The organism is Gordonia aurantiaca, assembly GCF_039939235.1.
GTDB lineage: Bacteria > Actinomycetota > Actinomycetes > Mycobacteriales > Mycobacteriaceae > Gordonia.
Genome location: NZ_JBDUUF010000003.1, coordinates 250,987 through 266,595, shown reverse-complemented (window position 1 = coordinate 266,595; position 15,609 = coordinate 250,987). Strand labels below are relative to the sequence as shown.

17 protein-coding genes are annotated in these 15,609 nt (G+C 68.0%); 7 read left to right on the top strand and 10 right to left on the bottom strand.

All coding sequences use genetic code 11. From position 1 onward, the window contains the following. Window positions 1–162 precede the first annotated feature (162 nt). The 4 genes from ABFT43_RS08610 to echA20 are packed head-to-tail and all read right to left on the bottom strand — an operon-like array spanning window position 163 to window position 3,728. Entirely contained in the window at window positions 163–1,263 is a 1,101-nt protein-coding gene (locus tag ABFT43_RS08610) for an NAD(P)H-dependent flavin oxidoreductase (protein WP_347959950.1), read from the bottom strand. Beyond that, on the bottom strand, window positions 1,260–2,036 hold the full coding sequence (locus tag ABFT43_RS08605; RefSeq protein ID WP_347959949.1) for a CoA-transferase subunit beta: 777 nt from the start codon (window positions 2,034–2,036) through the stop codon (window positions 1,260–1,262). The genes ABFT43_RS08610 and ABFT43_RS08605 overlap by 4 nt, the downstream gene beginning before the upstream one ends. Beyond that, on the bottom strand, window positions 2,033–2,926 hold the full coding sequence (locus ABFT43_RS08600) for a CoA transferase subunit A (RefSeq protein ID WP_347959948.1): 894 nt from the start codon (window positions 2,924–2,926) through the stop codon (window positions 2,033–2,035). Before ABFT43_RS08600 ends, ABFT43_RS08605 begins: the two co-directional genes overlap by 4 nt. A gap of 1 nt (window position 2,927) precedes the next feature. Beyond that, the gene (gene echA20 / locus ABFT43_RS08595; protein ID WP_347959947.1) at window positions 2,928–3,728 is read right to left on the bottom strand and encodes a (7aS)-7a-methyl-1,5-dioxo-2,3,5,6,7,7a-hexahydro-1H-indene-carboxyl-CoA hydrolase; all 801 of its coding nucleotides are present in this window, start codon (window positions 3,726–3,728) and stop codon (window positions 2,928–2,930) included. Window positions 3,729–3,819: 91 nt separating this feature from the next. On the opposite strand from echA20, the gene ABFT43_RS08590 reads away from it, so the two are divergent. The 3 genes from ABFT43_RS08590 to ABFT43_RS08580 are packed head-to-tail and all read left to right on the top strand — an operon-like array spanning window position 3,820 to window position 5,929. Then, window positions 3,820–4,608, top strand: a complete 789-nt coding sequence (locus ABFT43_RS08590) for an SDR family oxidoreductase (RefSeq protein WP_347959946.1) — start codon at window positions 3,820–3,822, stop codon at window positions 4,606–4,608. 53 nt (window positions 4,609–4,661) lie between these two features. Next, window positions 4,662–5,558: an SDR family oxidoreductase gene (locus ABFT43_RS08585; protein ID WP_347959945.1), complete on the top strand. Its 897-nt coding sequence runs from the start codon at window positions 4,662–4,664 to the stop codon at window positions 5,556–5,558. Then, window positions 5,555–5,929, top strand: a complete 375-nt coding sequence (locus tag ABFT43_RS08580; RefSeq protein ID WP_347959944.1) for a hypothetical protein — start codon at window positions 5,555–5,557, stop codon at window positions 5,927–5,929. Before ABFT43_RS08585 ends, ABFT43_RS08580 begins: the two co-directional genes overlap by 4 nt. Before the next feature lie 70 nt (window positions 5,930–5,999). Here ABFT43_RS08580 and ABFT43_RS08575 read toward each other — a convergent pair whose 3' ends face one another. Continuing rightward, window positions 6,000–6,656, bottom strand: a complete 657-nt coding sequence (locus ABFT43_RS08575) for a GNAT family N-acetyltransferase (protein ID WP_347959943.1) — start codon at window positions 6,654–6,656, stop codon at window positions 6,000–6,002. A 144-nt stretch (window positions 6,657–6,800) separates the two neighbouring features. Between ABFT43_RS08575 and fadD8 the strand changes: the two genes are divergently transcribed. Next, a complete protein-coding gene (fadD8, locus tag ABFT43_RS08570; protein ID WP_347959942.1) occupies window positions 6,801–8,447 on the top strand; it encodes a fatty-acid--CoA ligase FadD8 in 1,647 nt (548 codons plus the stop codon). 252 nt (window positions 8,448–8,699) lie between these two features. Here fadD8 and ABFT43_RS08565 read toward each other — a convergent pair whose 3' ends face one another. The 3 genes from ABFT43_RS08565 to ABFT43_RS08555 form a co-directional block, all read right to left on the bottom strand. Next, entirely contained in the window at window positions 8,700–9,083 is a 384-nt protein-coding gene (locus ABFT43_RS08565) for an FAD-linked oxidase C-terminal domain-containing protein (protein WP_347959941.1), read from the bottom strand. Further along, the gene (locus ABFT43_RS08560; RefSeq protein ID WP_347959940.1) at window positions 9,050–9,433 is read right to left on the bottom strand and encodes a sulfurtransferase; all 384 of its coding nucleotides are present in this window, start codon (window positions 9,431–9,433) and stop codon (window positions 9,050–9,052) included. Before ABFT43_RS08560 ends, ABFT43_RS08565 begins: the two co-directional genes overlap by 34 nt. A 221-nt stretch (window positions 9,434–9,654) precedes the next feature. Further along, on the bottom strand, window positions 9,655–10,893 hold the full coding sequence (locus ABFT43_RS08555) for a cytochrome P450 (protein ID WP_347959939.1): 1,239 nt from the start codon (window positions 10,891–10,893) through the stop codon (window positions 9,655–9,657). A gap of 140 nt (window positions 10,894–11,033) precedes the next feature. On the opposite strand from ABFT43_RS08555, the gene ABFT43_RS08550 reads away from it, so the two are divergent. Then, window positions 11,034–11,642, top strand: coding sequence for a TetR/AcrR family transcriptional regulator (locus ABFT43_RS08550; protein WP_347959938.1), 609 nt, complete (start codon window positions 11,034–11,036; stop codon window positions 11,640–11,642). A gap of 92 nt (window positions 11,643–11,734) precedes the next feature. Here the strand turns inward: ABFT43_RS08550 and ABFT43_RS08545 are convergent, their stop codons facing one another. Together ABFT43_RS08545 and ABFT43_RS08540 are read right to left on the bottom strand one after the other, a co-directional pair. Further along, window positions 11,735–12,232 (bottom strand): nitroreductase family deazaflavin-dependent oxidoreductase, encoded by a 498-nt coding sequence (locus ABFT43_RS08545; RefSeq protein ID WP_347959937.1) that lies wholly within the window; start codon window positions 12,230–12,232, stop codon window positions 11,735–11,737. Between the two features lie 6 nt (window positions 12,233–12,238). After that, window positions 12,239–13,402: a steroid 3-ketoacyl-CoA thiolase gene (locus ABFT43_RS08540; protein ID WP_347959936.1), complete on the bottom strand. Its 1,164-nt coding sequence runs from the start codon at window positions 13,400–13,402 to the stop codon at window positions 12,239–12,241. A 344-nt stretch (window positions 13,403–13,746) separates the two neighbouring features. On the opposite strand from ABFT43_RS08540, the gene ABFT43_RS08535 reads away from it, so the two are divergent. Together ABFT43_RS08535 and ABFT43_RS08530 are read left to right on the top strand one after the other, a co-directional pair. Continuing rightward, window positions 13,747–15,069, top strand: a complete 1,323-nt coding sequence (locus ABFT43_RS08535) for a cytochrome P450 (protein WP_347959935.1) — start codon at window positions 13,747–13,749, stop codon at window positions 15,067–15,069. Further along, on the top strand, window positions 15,066–15,515 hold the full coding sequence (locus ABFT43_RS08530) for a nuclear transport factor 2 family protein (protein WP_347959934.1): 450 nt from the start codon (window positions 15,066–15,068) through the stop codon (window positions 15,513–15,515). The genes ABFT43_RS08535 and ABFT43_RS08530 overlap by 4 nt, the downstream gene beginning before the upstream one ends. Window positions 15,516–15,609: the final 94 nt, after the last annotated feature.

Here is a 15,609-nt window from a genome sequence, read left to right as displayed (position 1 = left end):
CGAACCTACCGGAGGGCTCGTGAGGGCCCTCCGCTCGCTCCGGGCCTTCTCCAGCAGCCGGGATGAAGTCGCGGGGTTCAGCCCCAGAATCGCGAGCTGGAACTCGCGATTCTGGAGCGAAGGTGCGATTTTGCTGGGGCCCGGCTCACCCCGATACCCGGGTCACACGAGGGAGGCGAGGACCTTGAGGCGCTCGTGGGCCTGGTGCATGATCGACTGGATCAGTTCGTCGCAGCTCGGCAGGTCCTCGATCATTCCGACGACCTGGCCCGACGCGAGCACACCGGCGCGGGTGTCGCCCTCGACGAGGCCGGCCTTCAGCAGCATCGGCGTGTTGCCGGCCATGATGACCTGTTGCCAGCTGCGTTCGCCCGACTTCTTCATCGCCAGACCGTCTTTGAGCATGCTGGTCCAGCGCATGCCGGTCATCTGCTTGAACTCGTTGGCGTTGCGGGCCGCGGCGAACAGTGCCTTCACCGAGTTCCCGCTCTCCAATGCCTCGACGAGCGGGGTCCGCAACACGCGGTGCGGCATGCCGTCGACCTTCACCGACACGACGGTGTCGTTCAGGCCGCGCTTGAGGTACTCCTGCTTCACCGAGTCGGGGACCGCGGAATCCGAGGTCAACAGGAAGCGGGTGCCCATCGCGACGCCCTGTGCGCCGTAGGCGAGCGCCGCGGCCAGACCCCGGCCGTCGAAGAACCCGCCGGCCGCGACCACCGGCATGTCGATGTTCTTCTCCGCCAGCGCATCCAGCACCGACGGCAGCAGCAGGGTGGTGGCGACCGGACCGGTGTGGCCGCCGCCCTCGCCGCCCTGGACGATGACCGCGTCCGCACCCCACGACGCGACCTTCACCGCGTGCTTGGCCGCGCCGATCGACGGGATGACGACGACGCCGTGATCCTTGAGTTCGGCGATCAGCTCCTGCTTCGGGGCCAGGGCGAACGACGCGACCTTCACGCCTTCGCGGATGAGCAGGTCGATCCGTTCCGGCGCGTCGGTGGCGTCGGCGCGGATGTTGACGCCGAAGGGCTTGTCGGTCAACGACTTCGTCTTGGCGATGGCCGCCTCGAGTTCCTCGTAGGTCATCGTCGCCGAGGCCAGGATGCCCAGCCCGCCGGCGTTCGACGTCGCGGATGTCAGCGACGGCCCGGACACCCAGCCCATGCCGGTCTGCACGATCGGATACTCGATGCCGACGAGCTCGGTGAACGGCGTCCGAAGCGACGCCGCGCGAGCCGGGGTGGGTTGTGCGTTCATTTGACTTCCCTGTTGCGAATTCCCTTGGGATCGAGCACATCCCGGATCAGCGACAGCTCCTCGGCGGTCGGCTGCCGGGTCTCCGGTGCCGCCGCGAGACCCTCGATCTCGAAACCGGTGTTCTCCGCGACCTCGTCGGCGGTGACCCCGGGATGCAGCGACAGTGCGCGCATCACGTGGTTCTCGCCGCCGAAATCGAATACGCCGAGGTTGGTGACGACCCGGTGGATGTGCAGGTCGTCGAACGCGGGGTTCTCCGGATCGACCTTGTCGTAACCGACGCCGGACACGATGTCGACCGACTCCCCGAAGACGCGCGCCGAGTGCCGCCCGACCCAGTAACTCGTCGGGTGGTTGATCGTGTTGCCGGGAGCCCCGCGGACACCGAACATCTGCCGGGTCGGCTGCTGCAGCGGCCCGAACGCGGAGATGTTCTGATTGCCGTGCCGGTCGATCTGGTTGGCGCCCATGACCACATGCCGACGGCCCGACGCCACGACGTCGAACACCTTGCGGAACGGCATCCAGCCCTCGATGTCGCCGGTCTTCCCGATCGGCGGGGTGTCGGCCAGGATGAGTGCCTCGCCATCGGTGATCAGCAGGTCCGGCTCGAAGGTGAGCCGTGCCAGCCGGGCACCGAGCAGCGGGATCGGCGCCATCGGCGACGCCATGACCTCGCCGGCCCCGCGGAAGATCTCGGCGCAGGCGATCACGCAGTACTCGGCGCGGGTCACCTCGGTGGACTCGGGCGCCCGGGTCTCGGCGGTGCTCACTGTCCGTCCTCCTTCTGGTCATCCTGCCATTTGGCGACCTCGCGCTGGTAGGTCTGCTCGTCGACCTCGAGGAACCGGCGGGAGAACGCCTTCCAGCTCTCCGGGTCCTTGGCCGACGCCACGTAGACCTGCTGGAATCTCTCGTCCCGCCCGTAGTCACCCGCAAAGGTGAAATGCGCCCCGTTCGGCGTGTGCACCACCCGGTCGACGTTCATCCGGTTCAACAGGAGACGCTGGTGCGGCACGGATTTCACCAGGACCTCCGTCGACACGAGTTGGTCGGTTTCCAGGTAGCGGCGTTCGGCGGCCGCGCAGTAGAGGTCGTCGAAGTAGGGATCGACACCGGTGTAGGCGGCGTTGCCGAGTGCGTCGGCCAGATCCAGGTGGACGAACGCGGCGTCGAGCTCGAGGGCTGGCATGGCGATGAGTGTCTGGGTCCGACCGTCCGGGTCGGGGTAGGGCGACTCGACCGTCTTGAGTTCGCCCTCCCAGAATTTCACGACGTCGGAGCCGAGTCCGGCGCGGATGGGCAGGAAGGGGAGTCGGGCGGCGGCGGCCTCGAGGCCGCACTTGACCATGCCCTCGTCCATCTCGCGCACCTCGATCTCGCCGTTGGTGCGGGCCTTGGCGAACCACGGATCGTAGAACGGCGCCGAGTCCAGGGACACGAAGCCGTAATAGGCGCGGCGCACCTTGCCTGCGGCGCAGAGCAATCCGAGGTCGGGTCCGCCGTAGGTCACGACGGTCAGGTCCTTGACGTCGGATCGGGCGAGAGCGCGCACGAGCGCCATCGGCTTACGGCGCGAACCCCACCCGCCGATGCCGATCGTCATCCCGTCGCGGAGCTCGCGGATGACGTCGTCGAGGGTGCTGGTCTTGTCGGTCGGCATGTCAGGCGTGTCCTCCGTTGGTCGAGGCTTTCGATCCGGACTTGGCTTCCGCCAGCGGCTTTCCGGTGGCGACGAAGGCGTCGCGGTGCTCGTCGGCGACGCCGGCCAGGTTCAGCTCGAAGGTGTAACCCTGCTCGAGGCGGTAGCTGGCCTTCACGTCGACCGGGTCGATGTTGTTGATGGCCTCCTTGGCCGCGCGGATGACCCGGGTGTCCTTGGCGGCGATCTCCCCGGCGACCTCCAGCGCGGTGTCGAGCAGCTGCTCGCGCGGCACCACGCGGTACACCGAGCCGAAGTGCTCGAGCTGCTGAGCGGTCACGTTCTTGGCGGTGAAGTACAGGGTGCGCATCAGGTGCTGCGGCACCAGACGTGCGAGATGCGTTGCGGCGCCGAGGGCTCCGCGGTCCACCTCGGGCAGGCCGAACACCGCGTCGTCGGAGGCGACGATCACATCGGCGTTGCCGACCAGGCCGATGCCGCCGCCGACGCAGAACCCGTTGACCGCGACCACCACGGGGACCGCGCAGTCGTAGACGGCGGCGAAGGCGGCCGCACATCCGCGGTTGGCGCCGATCAGCGCGTCGTAGCCCTCGGTGGCCTGCATCTCCTTGATGTCGACGCCGGCGTTGAAGCCGCGCCCCTCCGCGCGCAACACGACGACATGGGTCGACGGGTCGTTGCCGACGTCGGTGATGGCGTCGGCGAGTTCGAACCACGCGGCCGACGGCAGGGCGTTGACCGGCGGGTAGTCGACAGTGACGGTCACGATGCCGGTTTCGGTACGTGTCGTGGTGATCGGCACGCATGCTCCTCTCGTCGCTGCTCCGGGCAACCACGGTGGCTGCGCGAGCACTGACCAAGCAAGTGCTTGGTTGTTTGGTAGGGTAGCACTCATGCAGACGCAGTCACAGGTCGAGTTGGGCCTGGCCGGAAAGGTCGTGCTGGTCACCGGGGGTGCGCGAGGCGTCGGTGCGGGTATCACCCGGGTCCTGGCGTCACTCGGGGCCAGGCCGGTGATCTGCGGCCGCAACCCCGACAACCTCGCCGACGACCTGCGCGAGATCGATTTCGTCTCGTGCGACGTCCGCGACGCCGACGCCGTCGAGGCGATGGTCGCCGACATCGTCGACCGGACCGGACGGATCGACGGGGTGGTCAACAACGCGGGCGGTTCGCCGTTCGCGCTGGCCGCCGAGGCCTCGGTGCGGTTCGCGAGCAAGATCGTCGACCTCAACCTCCTCGCCCCGCTCGCGGTGGCGAAGGCGGCCAACGCGGTCATGCAGGGACAGGCCGACGGGGGCTCGATCGTCAACGTCTCCAGTGTCAGCGGTCACCGGCCGTCGCCCGGGACGTCGGCCTACGGCGCGGCGAAGGCGGGTCTTGACAACCTGATGACCTCGCTGGCCGTCGAGTGGGCCCCGAAGGTCCGGGTGAACTCGGTGGTCGCCGGACCGGTTCTCACCGAGCAGTCGCACCTCCACTACGGCGACGACGAGGGGGTCGCCGCGGTCGGCGCCACGATCCCGATGGGGCGGCTCGCCACCCCGGCCGACGTCGGCAACGCGGTCGCGTTCCTGCTGTCCCCGCTCGCCGGCTACATCAGCGGCTCGACGCTGACCGTCCACGGTGGTGGCGAGAAGCCGGCCTTCCTCGACGCCGCGACCGCGGGCAACTCCGTCTGAGGGTCGCCGGTGGCGGCAACCACCGATTCTTCGCAGTGCAGAAAGGAAAAGCCTTGAACAGCAAGTTGAATGAGGGTCGTGTGGTCATCGTGACCGGGGCCGGACAGGGGATCGGCCGTGCGCACGCCCTGGCCTTCGCCGCCGACGGCGCCAAGGTCGTGGTCAACGACTACGCACAGGACCTGGCCGAACAGGTCGTCGACGAGATCACCGCGGCCGGCGGGGAAGCGGTCGCGCAGGTCGGCGACGTCGCCGACTGGGCCAACGGCGAGGCGATGGTCGCGACCGCGCTCGATCGCTTCGGTCGCCTCGACATCCTCGTCAACAACGCCGGTTTCGTCCGCGACCGCATGCTCGTGTCGTTGTCGGAGGAGGAGTGGGACGCGGTCGTCCGCGTGCACCTGAAAGGGCACTTCGTCGGACTGCGTCACGCGGCGGCGTACTGGCGTGCCGAGGCGAAGGCCGGACGCAAGCCCGCCGCGCGCGTCATCAACACGAGTTCCGGAGCGGGACTTTATGGTTCGATCGGTCAGGGCAACTACGTCGCGGCGAAGGCCGGCATCGCCGCGCTCACCGTGCAGGCGGCCGCCGAACTCGGTTCCTATGGGGTCACGGTCAACGCGATCGCGCCCGCCGCGCGCACGCAGATGACGCTGGGTGCGGGTGAGGAGATGGCCGCGCAGATGGCGCCGCCCGCCGACGGCTCGTTCGACGCGATGGACCCGGCGAACATCTCCCCGCTGGTCGTGTGGCTCGGTTCGCCCGAGTCGGGGTCGGTCACCGGCCGCGTCTTCGAGATCGAGGGCGGCAAGATCTCGGTCGCCGACGGCTGGCAGCGGAGTGTGGAGCGCGACAAGGGCGCCCGCTGGGAGCCGGCCGAGCTCGGCCCGGTGGTCGAGGAGATCGTGGCCAAGGCGCCGGTGCCCATGCCGGTCTACGGGGCGCGGTGAGCGGCGGGGACAGAGCACAGCAGCGGGTCGCGGCGGCCCGGGCATATGTGGACGCCCTGGTCAGCCACGACCCGTCCGGCGTGCCGCTGCACCCGGACTGCACGCGGGTCGAGTTCGGTCTGAAAACGGGCCGAAACGGCCCGCACATCGCGCGCAGTCTGGCCCGCGGACCGCAGTTCCGTGTGATCCACCGGGTGTCGGACTTCACCGCGACCGTCGACGGACACAGCGTCACCACGCGCTACGTCGTGCACGTGCGCCCTAAACTGCTGGGGCTCGGCGCGCCGGTGTCGGAGACATTCGTCGTCGACGACGAGAACCGGATCCGCGCCATCGTCGCGCGGTTCGGCTTCCCGCGTCGGCAGGGCTGACCGCGCTCGCGCGACCAATGCAGCACGTCCACCACCCGTGGGGTGGTGGACGTGCTCGTCTGTCGGGGTGCTACGCCGACGGCGCCCGCACCACCAGGTGCACGCCGGGGAAGTAGCCGGCCATCTCCGACCGCGACTTGCGCAGTGCGGCAATGCCGTAGCCGCGCTTGCGGTGCTCCGGGTGGATCCAGATACGCAGGTCGACCTCGCCGTCCTTCAGCTCGCCGAACACCAGGCCCACCTTGGTGTCGCCGTCGACCGCGGTCAGCCACACGGCCTCCTCGGCGTCGACGCGGTCGGTCGCGGCCTCGATCTCGGAGGTGACGTCGCCGGCAGGTGCGCCGGAACCGTCACCGGCGGTGCCGACGTCCTCGGTGCGCAACGCGAACAGATCGGCGTCGGACTCCGGGTCGAACGCGCGCAGTTCGAGGGTGTCGCCACTGCTGGCGGGGCGCTCCGCCAGGGTGAACGTGATCTCCTTGTTGAGGTCGTCGAGTTCGGCCTGGTTCTTGCGACGCTCGTCCTTGGTCAGCTGGTCGAGCTTCATGTCGAGGATGGCCTCGGCGCCCAATCGGGACTTGCCGAGTAGCTCGGCGATCGCGGTGACCGCCTCGTCGTGGTTCTCCGCCTCGACGATGGCGTCGAGGACCTCGTGCCGCCGTTCGAGCGCAGTGAGCAGGGCGTCGGTGATGTCGCGGCGAGTGGTGGCCAGATCGAGATCAGTCATGTTCCGATCCTAGGCCACTCGGGGTGGCCGGGGCGGGACATCGTCAGCGCCGGTGGGCCTTACCTAGAACAGGTTCTATCGATCGCAACCGTAATTTTGGTGCGAGTTCTTTCCTGAATCTGTAACACGTCCTAGTCTTGGGGCATGACGACCGAGGGAACGACGACCGCACCCACCGACTTCGATCACCTCCGCGGGGGAACACACATGGGCGACCTGATGGTCGCCGCGCTCAAGCGCCACGCCAAGCGCACCGTGTTGTCCCTCGGTGACACCGAGATGACCGGCGGCGAGATGGCCGACGCGATCAGCCGCTACATCCAGGCCTTCGAGAGCGTCGGCGCCGGCACCGGCACCGCGGTCGGCCTGCTGTCGCTCAACCGGCCGGAGGTGCTGTTCGTCATCGGCGCCGGGCAGACGCAGGGCTGGCGGCGCACCGCGCTGCATCCGCTCGGGTCGCTCGACGACCACGCGTACGTCTTGAACGACGCCGGGGTCTCGACGCTCGTGATCGACCCGGTCCCGATGTTCGTCGAGCGGGCTGCGGCGCTGCTGGACCGGGTCCCGGGTCTCAAGCAGATCCTGACACTCGGTCCGGTGCCCGAGCAGCTCGCCGCGCACGGCCGCGACATCATCGCCGAGGCCGGCAACTTCGAGCCGAAACCGCTTGTGTCGGCGCATCTTGCGCCCGACCACGTCGTGTCGATCACCTACACCGGCGGGACCACGGGAAAGCCGAAGGGGGTCATCGGCACCGCGCGGGCCATGGCGACGATGACCCAGATCCAACTCGCCGAATGGGAGTGGCCGGAGCATCCGCGCTTCCTGCTGTGCACCCCGCTGTCGCATGCGGGTGCGGCGTTCTTCATCCCGACCCTGATGAAGGGCGGGTCGATGGTGGTGCTGTCGAAGTTCGATCCGGCCGAGGTGCTGCGGGTCATCGAGGAACAGAAGATCACCGCGACGATGCTCGTGCCGTCGATGCTGTACGCCTTGCTGGACCACCCCGATTCGCGCACGCGCGACCTCTCGTCGCTGGAGACCGTGTACTACGGCGCGTCCCCGATCAATCCGGTGCGTCTCGCCGAGGCCATCGAGCGGTTCGGTCCGATCTTCGCGCAGTACTACGGTCAGTCCGAGGCGCCGATGGTCATCAGCTACCTCGCCAAGGGCGACCATCCGCTCCCCGGCGAGGACCAGCGTCGGCTCTCCAGCTGCGGCAGGCCGTCGGCGTTCTTGCGCACCGCGCTCCTCGGGCCCGACGACAAGCCGGTCCCGCAGGGCGAACCCGGCGAGATCTGCGTCGCCGGACCGCTTCTCGCCGGCGGTTACCTCGGGCTGCCCGAGCAGACCGCCGAGACCTTCCGCGACGGTTGGCTGCGCACCGGCGATGTGGCGCGCGAGGACGAGGACGGTTTCTGGTACATCGTCGACCGCACCAAGGACATGATCGTCACCGGCGGATTCAACGTCTTCCCGCGTGAGGTCGAGGACGTCGTCGCCGAGCATCCGGCCGTCGGCCAGGTCGGTGTCATCGGTGTGCCCGACGAGAAGTGGGGCGAGGCGGTCACCGCGGTCGTGGTGCTGCGTCCAGACATCGACGCCGACGATGCGGCCAAGGAGCGGATCACCGTGGAGATACAGCAGGCCGTCAAGGACCGCAAGGGCGCGGTGCAGTCGCCCAAGCGGGTCATCTTCGCCGAGTCGTTGCCGTTGACGGCGCTGGGCAAGCCGGACAAGAAGGCGCTGCGGGCGCAGTACTGGGCGGATTCCGAGCGCGGCGTCGGGTAGACGCGTCTGCCACTCGACGACCGGCCCTGCGTTCGAGGGGCGTACCGAGGGGTCGCCCCCTTCGCCGTGGGCATCGACAGCTGACCGCGACCGTCCCGCAACGACGAGCAGACGCCGCACGGGTGTGCACGCCCCCGGCGGGAGCAGGGCGTCGACCTTGTGACGCCAAGCAGTGGGAACCCCGAGCATCCGACGACGAGATCACGGACCGCCGGTGCCCGCCGGCCGATGTCATCCGAAGGGCCGAGACACTCAGATCCCCTTGCCCGGGTTCAGGATTCCCCGCTGGTCCAACGCATCCTTGATCGCGCGCTGCACGGCCAGCGACTCCGGACCGATCTCCCGCGCGAGCGAATCCCGCTTCAGCACGCCGATGCCGTGCTCGCCGGAGACGGTGCCCCCGAGATCGATCGCCAGACCGAAGATGTCGTCGGCCGCCGCCGAGACCTGCGGCTCGTCCCGGTCGAAGGCCAGGATCGAATGAATGGTGCCGTCTCCGGCGTGGGCGAAGCCGAACACGTCCACGCCGTGCCGTCGTCCGATCTCGGAGATGGCGTCGAACGCCTCCGGAAGCCGCGACCGCGGGACGCAGATGTCCTCGATCAGTGCGCGCCCGTACTCCTCGATCGACGGCAAGGCCAGGCGTCGGGCCGCGACGAGGGCTTCCGCGTTCTCGTCGTCGGTGGGTTGCCGATTGCGTCGTAGACGACGACCGGCGAGTCGGGGTCGACGCCCCAGCGGCGGGCCGCTTCCTGCAGTGCGCTCGGCGACGGCACCGGATGACGCCCGTCCGTGGGGAGGCCGTGCGCGGACAGCTCCGTCTCCAGGTCGACGTACACGGCGCCGGGGATGTGGCCGGCGAGGTACTCCTTGTGGCCCGGAGGGCCGTTGAGCTCCCACCGCACGTCCAGGATGACCGGACGCGGGCCGGGAGCCGACGACGACAGCGTGGTGGCGAGTTTGCCCACCGAGATCAGGATCGACACGACCTCACGCTATGAACGCCGCAGCTCAGGGGTCCAATAGGCGTTCGCGATCCGAATCGATCGGCGGCGTCGATGGACGCGCCCGGGGTCTTCTCGGTCCGGCGTTCGGCCAGCCAGGCGGTGCCCCGGGGTGCCCCGCCCGGTGGTGGTGGCCTGCCCTCCGCGGGCGGAGGTGAGTAGAGATCAGCGTGAGTCGGAGTCGGCGGATCGGCTGACGGGCGTCACCGGTATGCGACGTCGAGCGTCTTCACCCCGTTCAACCACCCCGATCGAATCCGTTGCAGCTCGCCGATTCGGCTGATGTCGGGCAGGATGTCGGCGATCGCGTCGAAGATGAGGCCGAGTTCGAGCCGGGCGAGGTTCGCGCCGATGCAGAAGTGGGCGCCGTTGCCCCCGAAGGACAAGTGCGGGTTGGGATCCCTCAGGATGTCGAAGGTGAAGGGGTTCTCGAAGACGTCCTCGTCGAAGTTCGCGGAACTGTAGAAGAGCCCGACGCGCCGGCCGGCCTCGATGTCGACGTCGCCGACGCGGGTGTCGGCGCGGGCGGTGCGCTGGAAGCCGTGGACCGGCGTCGACCACCGCAGGATCTCCTCGACGGCCGTTGCCGGGCGCTCGCGCTTGAACAGCTCCCACGATTCCGGGTGGTCGAGAAAGGCGTCCATGCCGTGCGACGTCGCGTTGCGGGTGGTCTCGTTGCCCGCGGTCAGCAGCAGGATGAAGAAGAACCCGAACTCGAGCTCGGTGAGCGCCTCGCCGTCCTCGGCCTGCACGAGGGTGGTGAGGATGTCGTCGGTCGGGTTCTTGCGACGCTCCTCGGCGAGCGAGTACGCATAGCCGAGCAGCTCGGCGTTCGCGGTGGTCGGGTCGAGCTCGGGATCGGGGTCGTCGGTGTTGATCATCGCGTCGACCAACGTGTGCATGCGCTCCCGGTCCGACTGCGGGACGCCGATCAGATCCAGGATCGCCTGCAGCGGAAGATGAACCGCGACGTCGTCGACGAAGTTTCCGCTGTCCTTCACGGCGGCCGTCTCGACGATGTCGCGGGCCGACGCCTCCAGTGCGTCCCTCAGCTGTGCCACCGCCCGCGGGGTGAACATGCGCGACACGATCTTCCTCAGCCGCGTGTGTTCGGGCGGGTCGTGGTTGATGAGCAGCGCCTTGGTGAGCTCGATCTGATCCGGCGTCACGTAGTCGGGTAGTCGCAGGATCGCGCCGTTGGCGTTGGTGGACCACAGGTCGCTGTTCTTGGAGATCTCCCGGATGTGCGCGTGTTTGGAGATCACCCAGAACCCGCCGTCGGTGAAGCCCGACGTCCCCGGCGGCTGGGCGTTCCACCACACCGGAGCAGTGCGACGGAGCGCGGCGAACTCCTCGAGGGGCATGCCGCGGACCAGCACATCCGGGTCGGTGAAGTCGAAGCCCTCGCCGAACGGCAGGGCCTGCGTCGCTGTCGTCGTCATCCGTGACCCCCGGGCCCACGTAGGTGTGCGCTACATCACCACACCATACACCTGGATTTTGATCGTATGGTCGAACCGCCGTCGGTGCCGGCCACCGGGTCGTGGGTGCCCCGCGTCCCGGCGGGTAGGCTCACGGCACCATGCGAACTCACGGTTGGGGTGGTCGGGTACCAGTCAACGATGCCGAGGCGGTGGCGCGCATCCTCGCCGCGACGCGCGCGACCATCGACCGGCGCGGACCGGCGACCGGCATCGCCGACGTCGCCCGCGAGCTGGGCGTCACCCGACAGACCGTGTACCGGTACTTCTCCAGCACCGAGAAACTGTTGACCGCGACGGCTCTCGATGCCGTCGACGGGCTCCTGACGCGAGTGCTGTCGCGGCTCGCCGGCATCACCGCTCCCGACGCCGCGATCGTCGAGGGCGTCGCCGTCGTGCTCGAGGAACTCGCCGAGGACGACTACGTCGGCCTGCTGCTGCGCCCGGACAAACTCAGCGTGCCGGTCGTGGGCGGATTCACCTCCGACGACGCGCTGCGCTTCGCACGGACCATGGTCGAACGGCTCGACGTCGACTGGACCTCACACGGTTATGACGCCGACGCGCTCGACTTCGTCGCCGAGATCGTGCTGCGCACGCTGCAGTCGATGGTGCTCGATGTGATGTCGCATCGCAGCGGGGGCGAGCTGCGGTCCTTCCTCGACGCATGGGCCGGAGCGGCGATCCGGGAACTGGCGCAGGGGGATTGACCCGGACTCCCGCGGTGCCCGTGCTCGCCCGCCGACGGATCGGCGAGGGCAAGGGGCGTCGCGGGAGTTGAGTGGTTGTGCGGGAAAGTGATTCAGTCGGCCGCGCGCGGCTCGCAGATGACCACCGGGATCTTCCGGTCGGTCCAGGCGGCATAGGTGTCGTAGTCCGCGTAGACCTTCACCAGCTCCGGCCACAGTTCCTCACGCTCGGCGTCCGACGCGGTGCGGGCGACGAGCTCGTGGGTGTCCTTGCCCAATTGGATCGTGACGTCCGGGTTCTCCCGCAGGTTCAGGTACCACGCCGGGTGCTTGGCCGATCCGCCCTGCGAGGCGACGACCACGAACGAGTCGCCCTTGCGCAGGTAGATCAGCGGCACCGAACGGGGCTGGCCGGACTTTCGGCCGATCGTGGTCAGCAGGCACACCGGTGCGGGCTTGCGCAGGCCCGCACCGATGCGCCAGGTCTCACCGAACCGACCGCCGGTCGCCTTGTAGACCGCGGTGTGTGCCCGAGAACCCAACTTGACGATCGCGCTGACGATCGGGGAGTCGAGTTGCTTCGGCTTCTTGTTCGGGTCGATGAGGGGCATGTTGACTCAGATCCGTTCGAGGATGGTTCCGGTGGCCATGGCACCGCCCGCGCACATCGTGATGAGGGCGGTCTGTCCGTCACGGCGTTCGAGTTCGTGCAGGGCGGTGGTGATGAGTCGCGAACCGGTGCTGCCGACCGGGTGGCCGAGTGCGATGGCGCCGCCGTTGACGTTCACGCGATCCATGTCCGCGTCGTGGACCTGGGCCCAGCTCAGCACGACCGAGGCGAAGGCCTCGTTGATCTCGACGATGTCGATGTCGGACAGCGACATCCCCGACTTCTTCAGCACCCGCTCGGTCGCCTGGATCGGGCCGTCGAGATGGAAGTGCGGCTCGGAGCCGACGAGCGCCTGCGCCTTGATGCGGGCGCGTGGGGTCAGGCCGAGCTCATGCGCCCTGGTCTCGTCCATGATCAGGACCGCGGCCGCGCCGTCGGAGATCTGCGACGACGTGCCGGCGGTGTGGATGCCGCCCTCGATGACCGGCTTGAGCGCGGCGAGGGACTCGAGGGTGGTCTCGCGCAGGCCCTGATCGCGAGTGACGTCGAGGATCTTGCCGGTGAACTCGCCCTCCTTGGTGCGTTCGGGCGCCTTCACGGCGAGCACCTCGCGGTCGAAACGACCCTCGTCCCACGCCTGCCTGGCGAGTCGCTGGCTGCGTTCGCCGAGCGCGTCGACATCGGCTCGGGTGATGCCGCGGCGCTTGGCGATGCGCTCGGCCGCCTCGAACTGGTTGGGCAGGTCGACGTTCCACGAATCCGCGTGATACGGGCCGGCATTCGTGCCGACGTTGGCACCGAGCGGCACGGTCGTCATCGTCTCGACACCGCAGGCGATGCCGATCTCGATGGCGTCGGTGGCGATCAACCCGGCGATGAGGTGATTGGCCTGCTGGGCCGAGCCGCACTGGGCGTCGATGGTCGTCGCGCCGGTGGCCTCGGGCAGCCCCGCCGACAGCCATGCCTTGCGGGTGACGTTGCCGGCCTGCGAACCGGCCTGTGTCACACAGCCGCCGATGGCCTGCTCGACGAGCGCCGGGTCGATGCCCGCCTTCTCGATGAGTCCGCGCTGCGTGAGGCCGAGCAACTCCTCGGCATGAAGGCCCGACAACCAACCGGCACGCTTGCCGATCGGCGTACGCACAGCTTCCACGATGACCGGAACGCCCATTCCCACTCCTTCGTCAGCCGGCGGACCTCGTCCGCCATCCTGTAGGGCACGGCGCGTCGACTCGGGTGCCGAGGCCGTTCACCCAAACTAGAACATGTTCTATGTTTGCGTCCATGGCGGACCTTTTCGGTGGTCGGACTCCCTCGTCGCGGAGGGGTCGCGTCCGGCCGGTCGGCCCTGTCATGGCCCACTGATTGTGACACGTTCGACGCGAAACAGCGCAGGTGATGACCGGTTTGGGTGGCCATTACTAGAACGAGTTCTCATCGGGTGCTGTCGCGTGTGTCACAATGTGGTCTAATGAGATTGAAACAGGTTCTAAATCTCCAGCGAGGTGGTGTGACGTGACCCAGGCCCAGAGCGCCCCGATCGGCAGTGAGCCGACCACGGCGGATTCTGCGCACACGAGTCCTTCCGACGATTCCGTCGAGAAGCTCTCGTTCATGGAGCAGGAGGGATGGGACTTCACCAACCCTGACCTGCTCGAGCAGGGCATCCCCGTGAAGGAGTTCGCGCAGTTGCGCAAGACCGCACCGGTCTGGTGGAACGCGCAGTTGCCCGGGAAGGGCGGCGGTTTCCACGACGGTGGTTACTGGGTGATCTCCAAGCATGCGCACATCCGCGAGATCTCCAAGAACAACGACGACTGGGAGACCAACGCCAACGGCGTGATCATGCGTTTCGAGGACGACATGACCGCCGAGCAGATCGAGCTCACGAAGGCGCTCCTGATCAACCACGATCCGCCGGAGCACACCCGCCTGCGCAAGCTCGTCTCCAAGCTGTTCACGCCGCGTGCCGTGCACTCGCTGGAGGAGAAGCTCGACGCGGCCGCCCGCGAGATCGTGACGCGTGCGGCCGAGAAGGGCAGCGGTGACTTCGTCAAGGACGTCGCCGTCGACCTGCCGCTGCTGGCCATCGCCGACCTCCTCGGTGTTCCCCAGGAGGACCGCGAGAAGCTGTTCAACTGGTCGAACTCGATGATGAACGCCGACGATCCGGACTACGACACGGATCCGCAGCAGGCCAACGCCGAGATCCTCGGCTACGGCTACCAGATGGCGGAGGAGAAGCGGCGCAACCCGGGTGACGACATCGTCACCACCCTGGTCAACGCCGACATCGACGGTCAGTCGCTCGACGAGACCGAGTTCGGGTTCTTCTTCATCCTGTTGACCGTCGCGGGCAACGAGACCACTCGCAACGCGATCAGCCATGGCATGAACGCCTTCCTCGATCACCCCGATCAGTGGGAGCTGTTCAAGCGCGAGCGTCCGGCGACCGCGGTCGACGAGATCGTCCGCTGGGCCACCCCGGTCAACTGCTTCCAGCGCACCGCGAAGCGTGACACCCAGGTCGGCGGCGTCGACATCAAGAAGGGCCAGCGCGTCGGTCTGTTCTACGGCTCGGCGAACTACGACGAAGAGGTCTTCGAGGATCCGTTCACGTTCAACATCCTCCGCGACCCCAATCCGCACGTCGGCTTCGGCGGCAACGGCGCCCACTTCTGCGTCGGCGCCAACCTCGCGCGCATGGAGATCAACCTGATGTTCAACGCGCTCGCCGACATCGTCCCCGACATCACCAAGGTCGCCGCGCCGCGTCGCCTCCGCCACGGGTGGATCAACGGCGTCAAGGAACTGCGCGTCGACTACGGCACGAAGTGACCGCCACCGATTCGACGCCCGCCTACCTCGGCATCGACCGCGAGAACCATCCCGCGGTCGTTGCGGGCCGGCGTTCGCGGGAGTTCGTGGCGACCCGGGACAAGCAGGCGTGGTTGGACAACTTCGCGGCCGACGCCGTCGTCCAGGACCCGGTCGGCCCGTCGATGTTCGATCCGGAGGGTATCGGGTTTCGGGGACACGAACGGATCTCGGAGTTCTGGGACAAATCGATCGCGACCACCGAGAGCATCGAGTTCCTCTTCGACGAGGAGATCATCTGCGGGAACGAGGTGGCCTACATCGGGAAGATCGTCACTCACATAGCCGGGCACATCTCCGAGGCGCGGGGAGTCTTCACCTACCGCGCCGACGACGACGGCAAGCTGTCGGCGTTGCGTGCCTACTGGGAGGTCGAGAAGACGATCAACTCGGTGCGCAAGGCCTGAGGGGTATTTCGGTTCCACGCCGCCGCGGGCGGGACGGGTGGGATCACCAGTCCCGCCCGCGGCGTTTCTGTACTCGATGCACGTTCGTGACTGC